This window comes from Synechococcus sp. PH41509 (assembly GCF_020514285.1).
GTDB lineage: Bacteria > Cyanobacteriota > Cyanobacteriia > PCC-6307 > Cyanobiaceae > Parasynechococcus.
Window position 1 is genome coordinate 288,303 of record NZ_VTLD01000026.1, and the last position, 14,800, is coordinate 303,102.

Annotated in this window: 19 protein-coding genes; 10 read left to right on the forward strand and 9 right to left on the reverse strand. The window is 58.2% G+C overall.

The window, feature by feature from the left end:
• Positions 1-1,921 precede the first annotated feature (1,921 nt).
• From FZZ88_RS11405 to FZZ88_RS11420, 4 genes are all read left to right on the forward strand, one after another.
• Entirely contained in the window at positions 1,922-2,191 is a 270-nt protein-coding gene (locus tag FZZ88_RS11405; protein ID WP_226426189.1) for a hypothetical protein, read from the forward strand.
• A gap of 454 nt (positions 2,192-2,645) precedes the next feature.
• Positions 2,646-2,870, forward strand: coding sequence for a hypothetical protein (locus FZZ88_RS11410; RefSeq protein WP_166017238.1), 225 nt, complete (start codon positions 2,646-2,648; stop codon positions 2,868-2,870).
• 386 nt (positions 2,871-3,256) lie between these two features.
• A complete protein-coding gene (locus FZZ88_RS11415; protein ID WP_166017239.1) occupies positions 3,257-3,451 on the forward strand; it encodes a hypothetical protein in 195 nt (64 codons plus the stop codon).
• 888 nt (positions 3,452-4,339) lie between these two features.
• Positions 4,340-4,516 carry a hypothetical protein gene (locus FZZ88_RS11420; protein WP_226426188.1) on the forward strand — a complete coding sequence of 59 codons (177 nt, stop codon included), beginning with the start codon at positions 4,340-4,342 and terminating at the stop codon, positions 4,514-4,516.
• 826 nt (positions 4,517-5,342) lie between these two features.
• Here the strand turns inward: FZZ88_RS11420 and FZZ88_RS11430 are convergent.
• From FZZ88_RS11430 to pdeM, 4 genes are read right to left on the reverse strand one after another with little or no spacing between them, the layout of a single operon-like run.
• Entirely contained in the window at positions 5,343-5,564 is a 222-nt protein-coding gene (locus FZZ88_RS11430; protein WP_166017241.1) for a hypothetical protein, read from the reverse strand.
• A gap of 34 nt (positions 5,565-5,598) precedes the next feature.
• Positions 5,599-6,189, reverse strand: a complete 591-nt coding sequence (locus FZZ88_RS11435) for a 4'-phosphopantetheinyl transferase superfamily protein (RefSeq protein WP_166017242.1) — start codon at positions 6,187-6,189, stop codon at positions 5,599-5,601.
• A 3-nt stretch (positions 6,190-6,192) separates the two neighbouring features.
• The gene (locus FZZ88_RS11440; RefSeq protein ID WP_166017243.1) at positions 6,193-7,599 is read right to left on the reverse strand and encodes a hypothetical protein; all 1,407 of its coding nucleotides are present in this window, start codon (positions 7,597-7,599) and stop codon (positions 6,193-6,195) included.
• A gap of 38 nt (positions 7,600-7,637) precedes the next feature.
• Complete coding sequence (pdeM, locus tag FZZ88_RS11445; RefSeq protein WP_166017244.1) at positions 7,638-8,312, reverse strand: ligase-associated DNA damage response endonuclease PdeM; 675 nt, start codon at positions 8,310-8,312, stop codon at positions 7,638-7,640.
• A gap of 89 nt (positions 8,313-8,401) precedes the next feature.
• On the opposite strand from pdeM, the gene FZZ88_RS11450 reads away from it, so the two are divergent.
• Complete coding sequence (locus FZZ88_RS11450; RefSeq protein ID WP_166017245.1) at positions 8,402-8,581, forward strand: hypothetical protein; 180 nt, start codon at positions 8,402-8,404, stop codon at positions 8,579-8,581.
• Between the two features lie 87 nt (positions 8,582-8,668).
• Entirely contained in the window at positions 8,669-9,742 is a 1,074-nt protein-coding gene (locus tag FZZ88_RS11455) for a transporter substrate-binding domain-containing protein (protein ID WP_166017246.1), read from the forward strand.
• A gap of 8 nt (positions 9,743-9,750) precedes the next feature.
• On the opposite strand, the gene FZZ88_RS11460 is transcribed toward FZZ88_RS11455, so the two are convergent.
• On the reverse strand, positions 9,751-9,987 hold the full coding sequence (locus FZZ88_RS11460; protein WP_166017247.1) for a CopG family transcriptional regulator: 237 nt from the start codon (positions 9,985-9,987) through the stop codon (positions 9,751-9,753).
• A gap of 84 nt (positions 9,988-10,071) precedes the next feature.
• On the opposite strand from FZZ88_RS11460, the gene FZZ88_RS11465 reads away from it, so the two are divergent.
• From FZZ88_RS11465 to FZZ88_RS11475, 3 genes are read left to right on the forward strand one after another with little or no spacing between them, the layout of a single operon-like run.
• The gene (locus FZZ88_RS11465) at positions 10,072-10,674 is read left to right on the forward strand and encodes a PCC domain-containing protein (RefSeq protein WP_166017248.1); all 603 of its coding nucleotides are present in this window, start codon (positions 10,072-10,074) and stop codon (positions 10,672-10,674) included.
• Entirely contained in the window at positions 10,652-10,906 is a 255-nt protein-coding gene (locus FZZ88_RS11470) for a DUF6737 family protein (protein WP_166017249.1), read from the forward strand. The genes FZZ88_RS11465 and FZZ88_RS11470 overlap by 23 nt, the downstream gene beginning before the upstream one ends.
• Entirely contained in the window at positions 10,903-11,406 is a 504-nt protein-coding gene (locus tag FZZ88_RS11475; protein ID WP_166017250.1) for a WbuC family cupin fold metalloprotein, read from the forward strand. The genes FZZ88_RS11470 and FZZ88_RS11475 overlap by 4 nt, the downstream gene beginning before the upstream one ends.
• On the opposite strand, the gene FZZ88_RS11480 is transcribed toward FZZ88_RS11475, so the two are convergent.
• Positions 11,392-11,592, reverse strand: a complete 201-nt coding sequence (locus FZZ88_RS11480; RefSeq protein ID WP_166017251.1) for a hypothetical protein — start codon at positions 11,590-11,592, stop codon at positions 11,392-11,394. The two genes, FZZ88_RS11475 and FZZ88_RS11480, sit on opposite strands and share 15 nt — an antisense overlap.
• A gap of 43 nt (positions 11,593-11,635) precedes the next feature.
• The gene (locus tag FZZ88_RS11485; protein ID WP_166017252.1) at positions 11,636-13,171 is read right to left on the reverse strand and encodes an NAD(P)/FAD-dependent oxidoreductase; all 1,536 of its coding nucleotides are present in this window, start codon (positions 13,169-13,171) and stop codon (positions 11,636-11,638) included.
• A gap of 44 nt (positions 13,172-13,215) precedes the next feature.
• On the opposite strand from FZZ88_RS11485, the gene FZZ88_RS11490 reads away from it, so the two are divergent.
• A complete protein-coding gene (locus tag FZZ88_RS11490) occupies positions 13,216-13,755 on the forward strand; it encodes a rhomboid family intramembrane serine protease (RefSeq protein WP_166017253.1) in 540 nt (179 codons plus the stop codon).
• A gap of 2 nt (positions 13,756-13,757) precedes the next feature.
• On the opposite strand, the gene FZZ88_RS11495 is transcribed toward FZZ88_RS11490, so the two are convergent.
• Both FZZ88_RS11495 and FZZ88_RS11500 read right to left on the reverse strand, forming a co-directional pair.
• Positions 13,758-14,489, reverse strand: a complete 732-nt coding sequence (locus FZZ88_RS11495; protein WP_166017254.1) for an AhpC/TSA family protein — start codon at positions 14,487-14,489, stop codon at positions 13,758-13,760.
• Positions 14,464-14,667 (reverse strand): hypothetical protein, encoded by a 204-nt coding sequence (locus FZZ88_RS11500; protein ID WP_166017255.1) that lies wholly within the window; start codon positions 14,665-14,667, stop codon positions 14,464-14,466. Before FZZ88_RS11500 ends, FZZ88_RS11495 begins: the two co-directional genes overlap by 26 nt.
• Positions 14,668-14,800 lie beyond the last annotated feature (133 nt).

The following is a 14,800-nucleotide window of genomic DNA, read 5'->3' on the forward strand; positions in this document are numbered from 1 at the left end:
CATTAACCGTACGCATAAATACTTACGCAGGCCGCTAGACCCGAGTCACGTCATGAGAGGCGGCCGCGGCATCGAACATCGGGGCTTTTTTTCTGCGGAAAAGCCACGGTGCATAGGGCAAAGCCTTGAACATGAGTGCGGGGCGTAGGGATACCGCCCCACCGTCTTCAGCCCAACGGCCAGTGCATCCACTCAGCAGCTTCGGGGATCTCGTGTGCAGCTCGTCGATCCCTGCAGTTCTTCCCACGCAACAGGCCATTGAGGCAGGCGGCAGGGAACGAACTCGAAGCGCTCGCATCTCCTGCCGCCTGCCTCAAGTGGGTTGCCCCTGAACTAGATCCAGCACATTTCTCCACCCTTCACCATGCGCGACTCAATGGACAGCAGTTGAAAGTCGCAAGGTCATTGGGTGCAGCTCAACAGCTGACCAAACGCCGGCTGCCTCGCCTTGATCCGAAATTCAGAGTCGGTATAAAACGTCCGGTGCAGACAAAAAAACCACCCCAGATATGGAGTGGTTCTCAAAGCCGTAGCAATCCCCATCACCCGGCCATCTGCACCAAATCTTGATGCGATGGATGAATATTACTCATAGATGCCCTAGATGTGGTGCACTACAAAGTCACTTAATGCTGTGGTGTAGTTGCATAACGATTGTCTTCCCAAACACGGCGACACTGCATGTAGCGGCTATTGGCGGTAGTCTGAATGACCCCATCACCCGGCCCGCTCCAGCAGCGGGCTTTTTTGTGGCCAGGCCACTAGATGTGGTGGGGTTCTCGGTTAACGCGGATCGCCGTTGCAAACGACCTCCAAGACAGAAGCTCCGTCGTCAGAGATAAGGATTTCAGTTTCAAGCGCTGGCGGCTCACCTGCCTCTTGCCAACCTGGAGCTCCACCATCAAAGACAAACAGGAAGCCGTCGCTGGCATTCTTCAAGCAGTCGCCCCCCTCCCTTGGGTGTGGCGTACATACATTTCGCTGCTCTGTAGTTGCTGAGTCCACCATTAATGGATTCAGCACGCATCCTCGCGGTGTTGATTGCACTTACGTTTTCCTTCGAAACTTTTTGGGCAAGAGCGGGATAAACAATTAATGCACTCACCAAAAGCTCCACTGACAGGCTGACGGCTCTTTTCCAAGAAAATCAAGTAAAAATGCCAACACTGACTAGCAACGACTGCAGGGTCACAAAGAATCGAGATTTGAATTCGTTCTTTTAGGACCAACAAGGGGATAGTTCTCTCAGACTGCGAACGCTTCCTCTCCAGCACCATCGACTGCTTGCTCAGCACCAAACTCTCCTCGCAGAACACCTTCTGCCCTTCGCATCATCATGTGGCAAGTCTCTTTATCAGCAGCGGCGTAGGCAGCATCCATACATTTCACGTACTGCTGCTCAGGGGTCACAAGCCGTTTGCCGTTGGACGGAGTATCGGTCTGATTCCCATGACTCGCTGTAGTTGAAATTACTCATCTCAAGCTAGGCAGTGGTCAGCTGCATCAAACAACAACCCGATTAGCAGAAGACCAAGGTTGACTTCCATCAGTTTGTGAATCAGATGGAAAATCGGAACGTCCTGAACTGCCTTGGCGCCATGAGGGGGAGTCAGTCACCTGCCCCATGCTGGTCAAGTCAGTGAGATTGACTGATGTACTGGTGAATGATCGAACCAAGGGTGAAGTCACCGCGATGGGGTTTCAATCTGTTGGGCTGCAGAGGCGGGTTGTATACGGTTATCAACGCGCAACGGCGAGAACAAAACGAGGTTGCCCGCCGCCAAGCCAGCAGTGACAACCACAGCAACGATGACCTCTAAGCCTTCTGACGTCTTGGCTTGCATGCCTTAAGCATGCCTCCTTGTTTTGCAGAGGGCGAAGCAATGTCTGCTTTTCAACTTGACGAAGGGAACGGGGTCCGTTGATACGTCATCTGCAAATCGAGGAGAGTTACGACGGAGGTGTAGCTGCCCCCTACCGCGTGGCGTTGACCACACAGTTCCACGACGACACAGGCGATGTCCCGCCCATCAAGTTCGAGACCGGGCATCAGGGGAGAGAGGCAGAACGCCTGACTCGTTTTATTTGGGACAGAATTATGCGCCTCCTTGTGATGGGTAAAGAGTTGGAAGCCAACTCCCTTTTGGAGGAATTTGACGAGCCACCTCTTTGGGGCGACCCACTCAACTGAGCCATGGGAACTCCACTAACGCAGTGGCTCCAATTGGTTGTCTGGGTGCTGCTAGCAACAACATTGATTTGCTTGAGCGCAACAGGCGTCTTCTGAATTCAGCAGCTGGATCCGCGTTTGCTAGCAGTACTTTGCCGCCACTGTGGTTCGGCCTGCAGGCGGCTATCCACCTCACAGTGGAATGCAGTTCTTGCGAAATTTGAGCAGCCAAGATTCTTCAAAAGATGTCAGCCGAAATCCGTAACTGGGCCGTCGTTGCTGCAGCAATGGAAGCCCGAGGTGCAACCAACAGCGACATGTATCGTCGTGCCAAAGCTCTTGCTGCGGGCGAATCCGACCCAATGCCAACAAGCTATCCGGCGGCACCTTTTAGCATTTCTGCAGCCTGATTAGTCGTTAACGCTCAAGCAGCCCTGGCTTTAATCCAGGGCTGTATCTAGCCTCACTTTTTCTGATGACCAACCACCATCTATCAGTCGAACAAAGGTTCCATCTAGAAGCAGCGTTCAGGGAGATTGACAGTTGTAATGACATTGAAAAGCTTCGTGCCCTCACGAAGCAGATCATTACCGCGCAGGAGAATGAAAAGGCCTTTGCCCGCGAGGCAATGCAACAAATCCGGAAAGAGATGGAAACTGCCGCTCAAAAGCGGTTCGGCTTCGGCTGGGGGCAGCATTGAGCGCTTGGATTGGCTTGATCAAGTGAGTGTGTATCGCCAGCTTCCGTTTTGGACTTTGTAGAAAAAATAGTCCAAGCCTGAGTTCTCAAACACTTGTCGGTGCAGTACACGGTTCTTCTGACAAGGGCATCATCATGGGCTAAAAATTGATGGAATGACGATGACCACAAAGCAAGGCCAATACAACGCTGGGGAGCGATTCAGGGTTCGTTGGCATGCGTCAAGCGATGACAAGCTGGCCGAGGATCCTGCAACAAGACCTCAGCCCTTCAAGTGTTCAAGGAGATACCAAAGTTGGGTATCGCTACGAACCTACTTAAACAAGTATGTAAACAATCTGTTCGAGAGGGAATAGATCCTTAATCTTCATCGTCCAAGCGATTCGAATGAATCCAACTAAGTACCTGCCGCCCAGGGGCTCGATCATGATTGTCAATCAGAAGCCGAAGAGGAGGTGGCAAACCGCTATCAAGGCAAGAGAGCAACAGCTCATTCGATTAGCTGAAGAAGCACTGGCCTCAAGACAAGAGAAAAAAGTGGTGAATTTCTTGGGCTACGAGGATGTCGATGTGGCGGCTTGAGACCATCGATATGTCAGCCCACAGAATTAAAGAGGAAGCGAGTCGCGCATCCTGCTCGCCTGCGTTTGTTCCCGTCAGGCGCATTCATCGCTGCAAGCTCTAAATATCGACGTATTGCGCTGGCAAGACCAGGCATCAACCTCGCGGAGAAGTGACTTTCATGGGTTGACCCGGGGTATTTAGCCAAGGCATTGCATTGGCCTATTGAGCGCATGCAAAGGGGCTATCCCCTCTAAAACCAACCTTGCTGTTCAAAACTCAGGCCTAATGAACGGCGAGCTTTTCCCGCAATGACATGGCGGAGGCTTAAAACCCTGCCAGATCGGACGCCAATACTCATCAGCATTTCCACTCAAAAGTGTCGCGACCGATACAAAATGACCTACGATAGTCCTCAAAGAAAAATCTTCATTGGACGAATCCCAATTCGACTTGGCAGCTGAAGAGAAGAACCGTCAGCTAGTCATGGGAATTTCGTTCAGCACAGCAGCCATCGGGGTCTTCATCCTCCTGGCCTACCGCGTTGGAACGTGCTGCTCCTGGTTTACCGCGGCCTAGAAGCCAAAGACGACTGGAAGACCAGACATCGAGAACGATGCAGCTGTCCAATCAGGCATGGGACCCATTGCAGTGCAGGAGAAACCAGACGCGATACAAACGTTCTGTTTCTTGGTTGCCACCAAAAAACAAGAGGAAAGCACATCAACAACCACCCGTCAGCGATCCGAAAGAGCGCACTGGCTGACGACCCTTTGGCAATGAGCTGTTGAACCGATTTCTTTTGCATCGAATCGATAGACAGTGGAGTTGAGGTAGCTCATAGGTCTTCCTCATGCGTCGTGAGAAGGAGAGGCAGGAGTGGGACCTTGCCTTTTTACTGTCCACCTCTTGGCTTTTGACCAGATGACATTTCAGTGGCTAAAGGAAGCTCGCAGGATCGGCAAACGCCTGGCAAATATTGACGAACCAGCGCTCATCCAACTCAGCGACGAGACGCACGAAGTGATTTGCGGCATTGCCGGCTGTGTCATCAAAAGGAAAAAGCTCAACCGCTTCTCCTCGTGATCATCAAAGCCACACTCCACCCAACACCGAAAGAGCACAGCTTGCCGACGCTAAGGCGCAGACGCAGATCGGAGACCTGGCCGCAAGAAGGGCGCAATCTTGTAGGGCTACTTCCTGATGCACACCGCTCATCGGTGCGACTTTCAGACTCCTGGGTGTTCCAACAAGACGGTTGCCAATTCTGACTCAGACAGCTCAGCAGGCTCATGCTCCTGAGTCTCCCCAAAGGAAGGCGCGTCTGGGAGGCGAAAAGCTTTCTCGAGGCCTGTCTTCGTGGCACCAAACGGGTAGGTCATAAAAAAGAGGACCGCCCACGGCCCCCTAGGAACGACTAGACGACGCATCCCTGCGCCTCCGTTACATTAGTCAACATAGTTTTGTTGCGAGAGCCATGGTTGTCAGCACCCAAGATCTGCTCGTCCTGTTCGGCAGCTTCGGAATCGCCCTCTTTGCCTTGAACATCTACAAGCTGACAAAGCCAGCCAACGGCTGATTGCCCTTAGGAGTTGCAACGCCAAAAGAGCCTTCACCTACGCGGAAGGCTGACTTGATACATCGAATCCTCGGCAGGTTTCCATTGAACGAGATGGAGGCGATTGATTTGATTGCTCTCCAAACAATCCCAGATTGTGGCTCCAGAAAGTGTTGCCATTGACCAGACATCTCCCTGACTTTTCATCTGCTTGCGATTGCGATCTTTCCATTCAGTCCAAATAATTTGTGAATATGAGCCGACATGCTCATTCAGAATCACTACCGTGAATTCCACCGAACCCGAACCAAAAATCGTGCAGAACTATAAGTTGTTGCACCTCATTTCTTAGCTTCAGGAGGCAGGTTTGCGCCAGATCCGCCAGACGAGCCAGCCGGTCACCCCGAGCCAAAGGAATGCCACGGCCGACAGGATGGGAACGACGATGAGATAGCTCCAAACTCCCAGGGCCACCCAAGCGAGAAAGGACGTGATCAACGCTTTCTGAAAATTGTTGGCCTCGGCGAGACGTTGCTGAAGTCGAGTTACCACGCTGCTTTCCGATGCTCCGTTCATTCGTCTAGCCACGAATGGCCACACCAACAACGCGTTATGAACCCTGGCAGGGGGACCCAAAGCTGAGGCACTCAGCGACAGCAACGCTGAAACCCTCCTGCTTCCACAGGCTGAGCGAATAGCCCGAGCCATGCAGCCATGCCGCGGCCCCGTCCGGCGCAATCCTCACGTTGGCGAGTCCTCCAGCAAGCCCCAGTCCCGCTGCCTTCAACACGGCCTCCTTCGCCGTCCAGGCCTGAATCAACGTCCAATGCTGCAAACAGTCTGTTGCTTCAGCGGCAGAGGCAAACAGACGTTGGGTCAGGAGATCGGTGGCCACACGCAACGGCCGGTCGAGCGCTTCGACATCAACGCCAATCGGATCGGGTCCCAACACCCCGATGGTGAGTGACCTGGTGTTGGAAATGCTGTGGTGCAAAGGGTGGGCACGCACCTGGGGCTTTCCGTAGATCGTGCGGCCGATGTCATCCACTTCAACGAGGTGTCCTGCATCGGCGAACAGCCGGCAGGTGAGCGAATCACTCAACGCCCGCTGCACGGCTCGCGTCGAGGGCTGGGGCAGACGCGCCACCAAAACCCGCCGTTGCGTGCCGGGAATGGGCCACCAGGACCACGCGGTTTCCAAAACTCAATCCTGCTCAACCGATAGGGGCACCGGCGGGAGAGGCGGTAGATCCGGTGGCGGCGGCGCCTCCTGAAGGAGATCAGAGGTCACTGCATCCGCAGGCTCCGCCAGGAGAACCTCTGCGGGATTGGCCATGGGTTCATCGAGGACGATCGGCGGCGGCAAATCGGGGGGTAACGGCGCAAAAGGCTGCGGCTCGATCCAACTGTCATCCGGATCGGGCTCGGCAGGCTCCAGCTCCCGAATCAAGGCAGGCTGCTCCCGCAAGACCAACGGATCCGCCGTGATGGGGGGTTCCCGCAAAGGAGATCGATCCACATCGGCCCCAGCGTTGCCGGCATCTGCAGGGCCCCCAGGCTTGGTGGGGGTTGATGGTCCCCAAATCATCCTGGCCAAGGGTTCAACACCCTGTTCCATCACCCTGTTCAACCCCGCCAGGGCGCGATCAGCGAGATGGTTACCGAAGGACAACACACAGTCGGCCGGGCCATTGCAGGCCTCATCCATGACCAGTTTTGGCGTCAGACCCGCAATCAGGTTGCCCTGCAGAGGGATCTGGCGCGGGCTCAACCGCAGCATGTAGGGCACATGCACAAAGCTGGTCGCCCCACCACTGATCCAGTTCGCGTCCTCTTCGGTGAATCCTTTGACCCCAGGAATGATGAACCGACTCTTCGACGCATGGTCCGGCATATAAGCCGCGAGATAGCCCCTGCGATGAGCCAGCTCCTTGCTCTGTTCGAGGGTCAGACCGTCACGGCTCATTAACACTTCCATGCGACCGTCCTGCCGCAGTCCCATCACCATGCGGATCCGCGGGAGGTAGTAGCGGATTCGCTGGCCCATGCTGATGCTGTAAGCCCCCTTGTAGCTCTCGGGTGGCGCCTCAAGGTCGTTGTAGAGACTGTGGAGGCCACCGATGAAGGTGTCGTAGGTCCGGCTGCGGGCATCGTTCAGCTCCCCATAACCGAAATCAATGCTGCCGTCATGGCGGATGCCGACATAGGCACGCTGCCGTGAGGCCGTGCGGTTACGCCCACGCCAGACCTTGCTACCGAATTTAAGATCGCCTAGAGGAACAGTGATCTCACGGCCAGCGTTGTCCACATGGCGCTCATACATGGGGCCTGAGACATAGGCCAGAGCGGCGCTGTCCTCGTAGGCATCCTGTTCACGATCCCAGCCTTCCAGCAACCCGAACCGCACCCGTCTTGGATCGAGATCCAGGGCGTAGACCTCGTCGTCTGGGATGTAGCTGAAAGGCTCGGCATCCAGCCGTCTCTGTTGAGCAAGGCTGACATCCCGGGCACCGCGATCAGAACGCTCGGGAGCGCCAGGCGCAAGCGCGATCAAGCCACCGAAAACCACGAACGGCATCGTCAGCAGCAGCCATCTCTTGCGGAGCTGCATGCTCCGCTTGGGTCTGGTCCGCAACTCAGCAGGCTGAGTCACGCGATCCTTCGCTCTCGGTGGTGGGGGAGTGGTTCGAACCAAGGAATGATGGAGCCGTCAGCAACCAGCCATTGCCGGTAACGGTCGCCGCAGTTATGGCCTCCCGTCAACTGTCCGAACGCGGGAATCACAAGACGCGGACCATCCGGATCAAAGGCGAAACACGGCAAACGCAACTGATCAGAACGGCTGCGAAGCCGGGTCGTGGGGTGCAGATGACCACATACGTTCAACAAACCCGGCTCTGGCACCTGTTCAGGCATGTGGCTTAACCAGAGATCGCCCAGACGCTGGGAGGACTGCTGGGGCAAGCCTTCAATCCAGCTGCCGTGGTCATGGTTTCCACCGATCAGCACGACCGGACAACCGCAGAGATCGGGCAGAGCCAGCAAGGTGTCACGCAGCGGAGCGGTGATGCCAATCCGGGCATGCACGAGATCACCCAGAACAAACAAGCGCTCCGGCGACCAGGCGTGACACAGGGCCAGCAGTGGATTCAGGGTTCCTTGATCACCGTCACTGGGCATGGGAACGCCATGGGCCTGGAACACCTCGGCTTTGCCGAGATGCAGATCGGCCACGAACAGCTCACGACCCTCAGCCCGCCATAAGGCCCGCTGGGGCAAAAACGTCAGGGAGCTCTTGCCCCAGGACCACTCCAATGGGGTCATGAATCGTTCAGATGTCGGATCTGTAGCGCTGGCTGCATCTGATTCCCGACGTCGTGCCTCAAGCTTCAAGAGCCTCCAGAAGACTCATTGTGGCGCGGAGCAAGAGTCCACACCAGCTCGCGATTTCAACCCTGCGAACGCTCGAACAACGATTGAGCCTGCTGGAAGAGGAGGGCCGCTACGAATGCGCCTATGCCTTGAGGATGGAAGTGGCCGACTGGCTGCTCGGTGCCAGGGATGCCAACCTGAGCGCACCATCCTTCCTCTGATCCTTCCATGACCATTGCCCTGCTGATCGCGCTAGCGGGTTCCCTGGCGGCAATGGCCGTGATCGTGCGTCGTCTTGAACAGCGCTGATGCGCAGGCTTCGACGCTGGCCCATCGTCCTCGCGATCACCTGCTTGGGCAGCGCACTTCCTCTGCAGGCCAATCAACTGAAGGTGGGAATCAGCGGATCGCCCCCCTTCGTGATCAAAAACGGCGACCAGATCAGCGGCATCAGCCTTGAGATCTGGCGACGCGTCGCCGAAGACAACAACCTCAGCTACGACCTGATTCCCCAGCCGACACCTAAAGCCGGCATTGAGGCGGTGGACGAGGGCGTCATCGACTTGCTCGTCGGCCCGATCAGCATCACCTCCCGCCGACTTGCCATTGCGGGGATTGACTTCACCCAGCCCTACTTCCTGAGCAAGGAGGGCATTCTTCTTCCCTTGAAGGCCCCCTCAATTTTCAGTCGCGTTCAGGTGTTCTTCGGCTGGGCCGTGATCTCCTCCGTTCTGGTTCTGATCAGCGTGTTATTGGTGGTCGGCAGCCTGATCTGGATGGCTGAGCGGCACACGAATAGTGAACAGTTCCCTCGCGACTGGCTGCCCGGCATCAGCAGCGGCATGTGGTTTGCCCTGGTGACGTTGACGACCGTGGGTTACGGCGACAAGGCACCGATCACACGAACCGGCCGGGGCATCACCGGCGCCTGGATGGTGATCTCGCTGATCGCGGTGTCGTCCCTCACCGCCAGCCTGGCTTCAGCCTTCACGCTGTTTCTCTCGGGGACCTCCGAAGCAGCCATTGACAGTCCTCAACAGCTCAGCGGCCGCCGGGTCGCCGTCGTCGAAGGCACCGATGGCATGGAGCTCGCGGAAAACCGCGAGTTGCGCGTCGTGCCAGCACCCAGCCTCGACAGCGCCGTTCAGTTGGTGCTGGATCGCAAGGCCGACGCCTTGATCTTCGATCGGCATTCGCTTCGTTACCACCTCAAACAGAACCCCGACCTTGCTTTGCGGATCGCACCGTTCACCCTCTCGGATGAGACCTACGGATTCGTGTTGTCCCCCAACAGCCATCTGCGCACGCCCATGGGGGTGTCGATCCTGAAGCTCCAACAGAGTGGCCAGGCGGAAGCCATCGCCGACAAGTTTCTGGATTGAACGGAGCCCTAGCCCAGGGGGCGATGCCGACGTAGGGCCTCTTCCAACAGATAGGCGGCGAGATTTCCGCAACTGCGCCCTTCAGCGAGGGCATGGCGCTTGAGGTCGTCCATCACACCGCGAGGCAGGGTGACGTTGATGCGCTCCGAACCGGCCGCATCCGCCACCGCAGCCGTGCTGGGAGCCACGGCCTGCCCTTCGATCCGCTGCTGCAACTCTTGAACCAGGTCTTGAAGGAGGGGCACGATAGCGTGAATATATTTACTCAATATAAGCACAATATCGTGCAAGCCAGGATTGCGTAATCTTGAGCACCCTTTTGAGGCGCCATGCGTTCCCTGCCGCTGAAGCTTGCTCCCGGCAGTGATCTGCGCCTCAGCCTTGAAGAGCTGGCCCAGCGGGACGGCATCAACGGCTTTGTTCTCGGCGTGGTCGGCAACCTCACCAAGGCGTCGTTTCAATGCCCCGGCCAGGCCAACCCCACCGTGCTGGAGGGCGACCTCGAAGTCATCACCCTCAATGGAACCTTCTCCCCTGAAGGCGTTCATCTGCACCTGAGCCTTTCGGATGGGGCCTGCCAGGTCTGGGGAGGCCACCTGGAGCCAGGGACCATCGTCCAGAAAGGCGTCGACCTGCTCATTGGTGTGCTTGAGCAACGCGAAGGCAGCCCTTCGCCGCAATCCTCGACGCCACGGCTGGAGATCGCCGTTCTTCCCGGATGCCCCTGGTGCAGCCGTGCCCTACGCATCCTGAGAACCCTGGACCTGCCGCACACCGTCACCACAATCAACGACGACGCAGCCTTCCAGGCCGTGCAACAACGCAGTGGAATGACCACCTTCCCCCAGGTGTTCATCGACGGATCCGTGATTGGTGGCTACGACAACCTCGCCGCCATGCAAGCCGCCGGTGAACTCAACGCCCTCCGCTGAACCGCCGGAGCAGCCACCTCCGAAACAGCCACCGTTCTGGTCTCTGAAACCCTGGTGGTGCCAGCCTTGGTCCATCGTCTCCACAGGGGTGCTGGTGGTTGGCGGCTCCTGGGGACTCCTGCATCGCCTTTGGATCAGCCTTCCCCTGGCCCTCGGCGTTTTGGCCTGGTGGCTGCTGTTTCTGGGACTCGTCCCCGCCGCCTACCGATCCGCTGCGGAGCCGCACGGATGACGTCTTCACCCTTTCGCCGCATCGACCAGCAGCTGTTCGCACGGGTTGCCGCAGAGGCCCGGCAGCATCCCCGTCTGCGCTTGAACCACAATCTTCACCAGGAGCAGGATCAGGTTCAACGCTTCCTCAATGTGCTGCAGCCCGGCAGCTATGTGCGCCCCCACCGCCACCGGCGCAACGGTTCAGGTACAGGCTTTGAATGCTTCCTGGTGCTTCAGGGAGCCATTGGGCTGCTGCTGTTCAACGGGGACGGCGAAATCCAGCAGCAGCTTCATCTCAACGCCGCTGGGCCCACCCATGGCATTGAGATTGCAGAAGATCAGTTCCACACCCTGGTGGCCCTAGACACAGACAGCGTGATTTTTGAACTGAAACAAGGGCCCTATCAGCCCTCGCAGGACAAGGACTTCCTCAGCGGCTTCCCCCAAGAGGGCACAACGGAAGCCGCACTGCAGGAGGCGCAGTGGCGCGACCTCCTCTCAGAATCACGCCTGGCGTGACGCTGCGCGGTAACGCTGCTTCTCCTCGAGCAGTTCTCCCTCCAGCTGTTCAATTAAGCGGCTGACCAACGCCTGGAATTCCGGTTGGCAGCCACGAAACGCCGCCTTGTGACGGATCGGCTCGTTGCGCATGCGCAGATCCGTCAGCATCAGCTGAAGCGAATCAATCCGAGCGTTGGAATTCATGGACTGAGAGGGGGTTCCGAAGGGAGGTTATGACGCAGCTGTTTCAGAGCTCCAGCTCACGCAGTAAACCGTTCTGCGCCTCCTGGCCAAGCACGGCATGGGCAGCCATGGCGCCACTCGCCGCCACCGGCGGGATCCCGATCCCTGGAAACGTGCTGGCACCACACAGCCAGAAATTGGCGAGGGGAGTCGTCACTCCGGGGAAAAGGCCTTCAGCTGCAGAAAGAGCGGGGCCGTAACTGCCGCGATGCACATTGAGGAAATGGCTGTGGGTCAGCGGCGTTCCCTCCATGATCACCTCGCAGCGGTCGCGAATATCAGGGATACGTCGTTCCAGCACGCGCCAAAACACAGCACATCGCTCCTGTTTCCTCTGCTGATACGCCGCACTGTCGCGCTCAAGATCAGTCCAGAGCTCCCAGGGCTCGCTGGCGGGGGTATAGCCATGCAGCACATGGCACCCGGCCGGTGCCATGGAAGGATCCAACACCGACGGGATGGACAACACCACGGCATTGCGTTCGGCGTCGATCCCACGCTCCCAGTCATCAACCCAGACGGTGTGGATCGGCAGATTCTCCAGCCCCGTGGCATCAAAGCCCAAATGCAAATGCAGAAAGCCATTGCAGGCCGGCGTGGCCTGACGCTGACGCTGCCACTTCGGCGCGACGAAGTCCGGCAGCAGCGCCAGGGTGGACCAGATATCGGCATTGCAGATCACCTGCCGCGCCGCGATCGACGTTCCATCCGCCAGCGTCGCACCCACGACGCGATCCCCTTCCACTCGCAGCTGCTGCACAGCCACGCCCGTGTTCAGGCTGCCGCCATGGGCCTTCAGGCCACGCACCAAGGCCTCAACGACAGCAGCACTGCCGCCAACGGGGTAATCAAGATGGGCCTCAGGGTCGAACCACTCGCCGAACAGCGTGGCCATGGCCGCTGCGTTGGTATCTCCCATCGGCATGCCGCTGATCAGGAAGGAGAGGAGATCCACCCAATGGCGTAGGAAGGGATCGGTGAGGTGACGATCCACCAAGGGTCCGAAGGAACCGGAGAGGTGACGCATCGCCGCAAGATGCGGCAACAAGCGCCCGCCGCGCTTAAGCAATTGCGCCATCCCATCCACCCCTGGACGCAGGGCCAGCAAGGGCAGAGCGTCGGCGGCGGCGGCGATCGGCCGAAGGGCTTCGACAAAACGCCGCCATTCCGCGGCCACCTCGTGACCGCGCAAGCCGAGTACCACAGCCTCAAAATCGTCATGCCCCACGGCGATGCGCAGATCACCTTCCGGCAACAGCACATCCCAGGTTCGATAAGGGATCACCTCCAAGGTTTGTCCCAACGCACGCAGCACCTGCGCTAGGGGATTGCTGGTGGGCCAGCGCCCCAGCCCACTCCAGAGGGATGGACCGGATTCAAAGTGATAGCCCTGGCGTTGAAACCCATGGGCGGCCCCACCCGGTTGGTGATGGGCCTCCAGCACCAACACCTCGCGGCCGGCGCGGGCACAGAGGCCAGCGGCACATAATCCGCCAATGCCGCTACCGATCACGAGGACGTCGACGTCGCTTTTGAGCATCCATGGAGCACGCGCGTCATCATTGTGGTCATTGGCGCAAGACGATGCGCAGTCGACTGCTACTTCCCCTGCTGATCCTGGCGGTGGCCTGGGCTCAGGAGCTGATCGACCAATTGATCTTTGCGGGGCAGTTGAACCTGCCGATGGGGCCGGATCAACCGTGGTGGGGGGTCGTCACCGCCCCGTTCAGTCACGCTGGTTTTGGACATCTCATCTCCAACAGCCTGGCCTTTCTCCCCCTGAGCTGGCTGGTCCTCAGCAGGGGAATGCGCGATTACCTGAGCGTCTGGCTGTGCGTGCTGGTGATCAACATTCCGGTCGCCCTGTTCTGGCCCGCACGGAGTCATGGACTCTCCGGTGTGGTCTATGGGCTCCTGGGCTACCTGCTGCTGATCGGTTGGCTTGAACGTCGCATCCTGTCCATCCTCCTGGGGCTTGTGGCGTTTTGGCTCTACGGCTCAGCCCTGATCGCCCTGATTCCCGGCGTTTCACCGGCCGGCGTGAGCTGGATCGGCCACAGCGCAGGGTTCATCGGCGGATTGGTGGCGGCCCTTGCGGTGTATCGCGAGCCCTCCACCGATTGAGGTCAGGGGTGAGACAAGACAACATCGAGAAACGCCAGGGGTCGATGCATGGTGGCGGAATAACCCAGCAGACATTGATCGCGATGGCTGTAAATCACGCTGTCGTCAGCATCAAGAAGCACCGTGGCACCGCGCTGAGTGAGGTAGTCATCGCAAGGCACATAGGTGCGCCAGTGCCTGAGCACTTCGTTCATGTTGCGCAGACGCTTGGTCGCGAGCTCAAAAGGTCGCTGAAAGCCATCACCACCGGCCCGGCGGAACAGACCTCCACGAAAGCGCGGCAGAGGAAACGCCTCGATCCACTCCTCGTCATCGAAGATCTGGGCAGCTGAGCGATCACCGGTGTAACCACGCACCACCTCACGAAGGGTGCCTGGAGATCCCACTCCAGCACACATCAGCAGAAAACCAGGCCATGGCCCACCGAGCAGATGCAGCCCGGGCTCCAAACCAAGGGAGTGATGCAACACCGGTGAAGAATCCACGATCAGCTGCTGCAGGGGAAACCCCGTGAAGGCAGCGAAGCGGTCAGCGCCAGAGGCGTTGCCAATGCCGAACAACTGCACCTTGACCCCGACCGCCGCCAAATGGGGAAGCCTCGGCACCAACGCCTGGGCATATTCGATCGAGTCAAAGTCACCCAGCTGGCCGAGCACAACAACCAGACGCTTGCTGCCGCCCTCCATGCCTGGGATTTCAGCGAGACGGTCAAGCAGTGGCTGAAGTGAAATCATGGCCATGTTGAGAACCTGGTTGACAAGAAGAGCTGTTGTCAACGGCAGCGTGGCAAACATCGACATCCAGTCGGGTGGGTGCCAACTCCACGTCCAGGCGATTCAGCACCATCGCCCCCAGCAGACGTTTGCCGTTCCAGGTCAGGTGGCGCAGCAGCAGGCGCACCGTGGCTGCCACCACTTCAAGAGATGCGGTTGGCCATGCCGAACAAGGACCACACCACTAATCCCACGTTGAAGTCATCAAGTCGATGCAGGCCGCACGCAAAAGGCTTCTCTCAGCGATGGCTTGCATCTCTGCTGCACAGCTG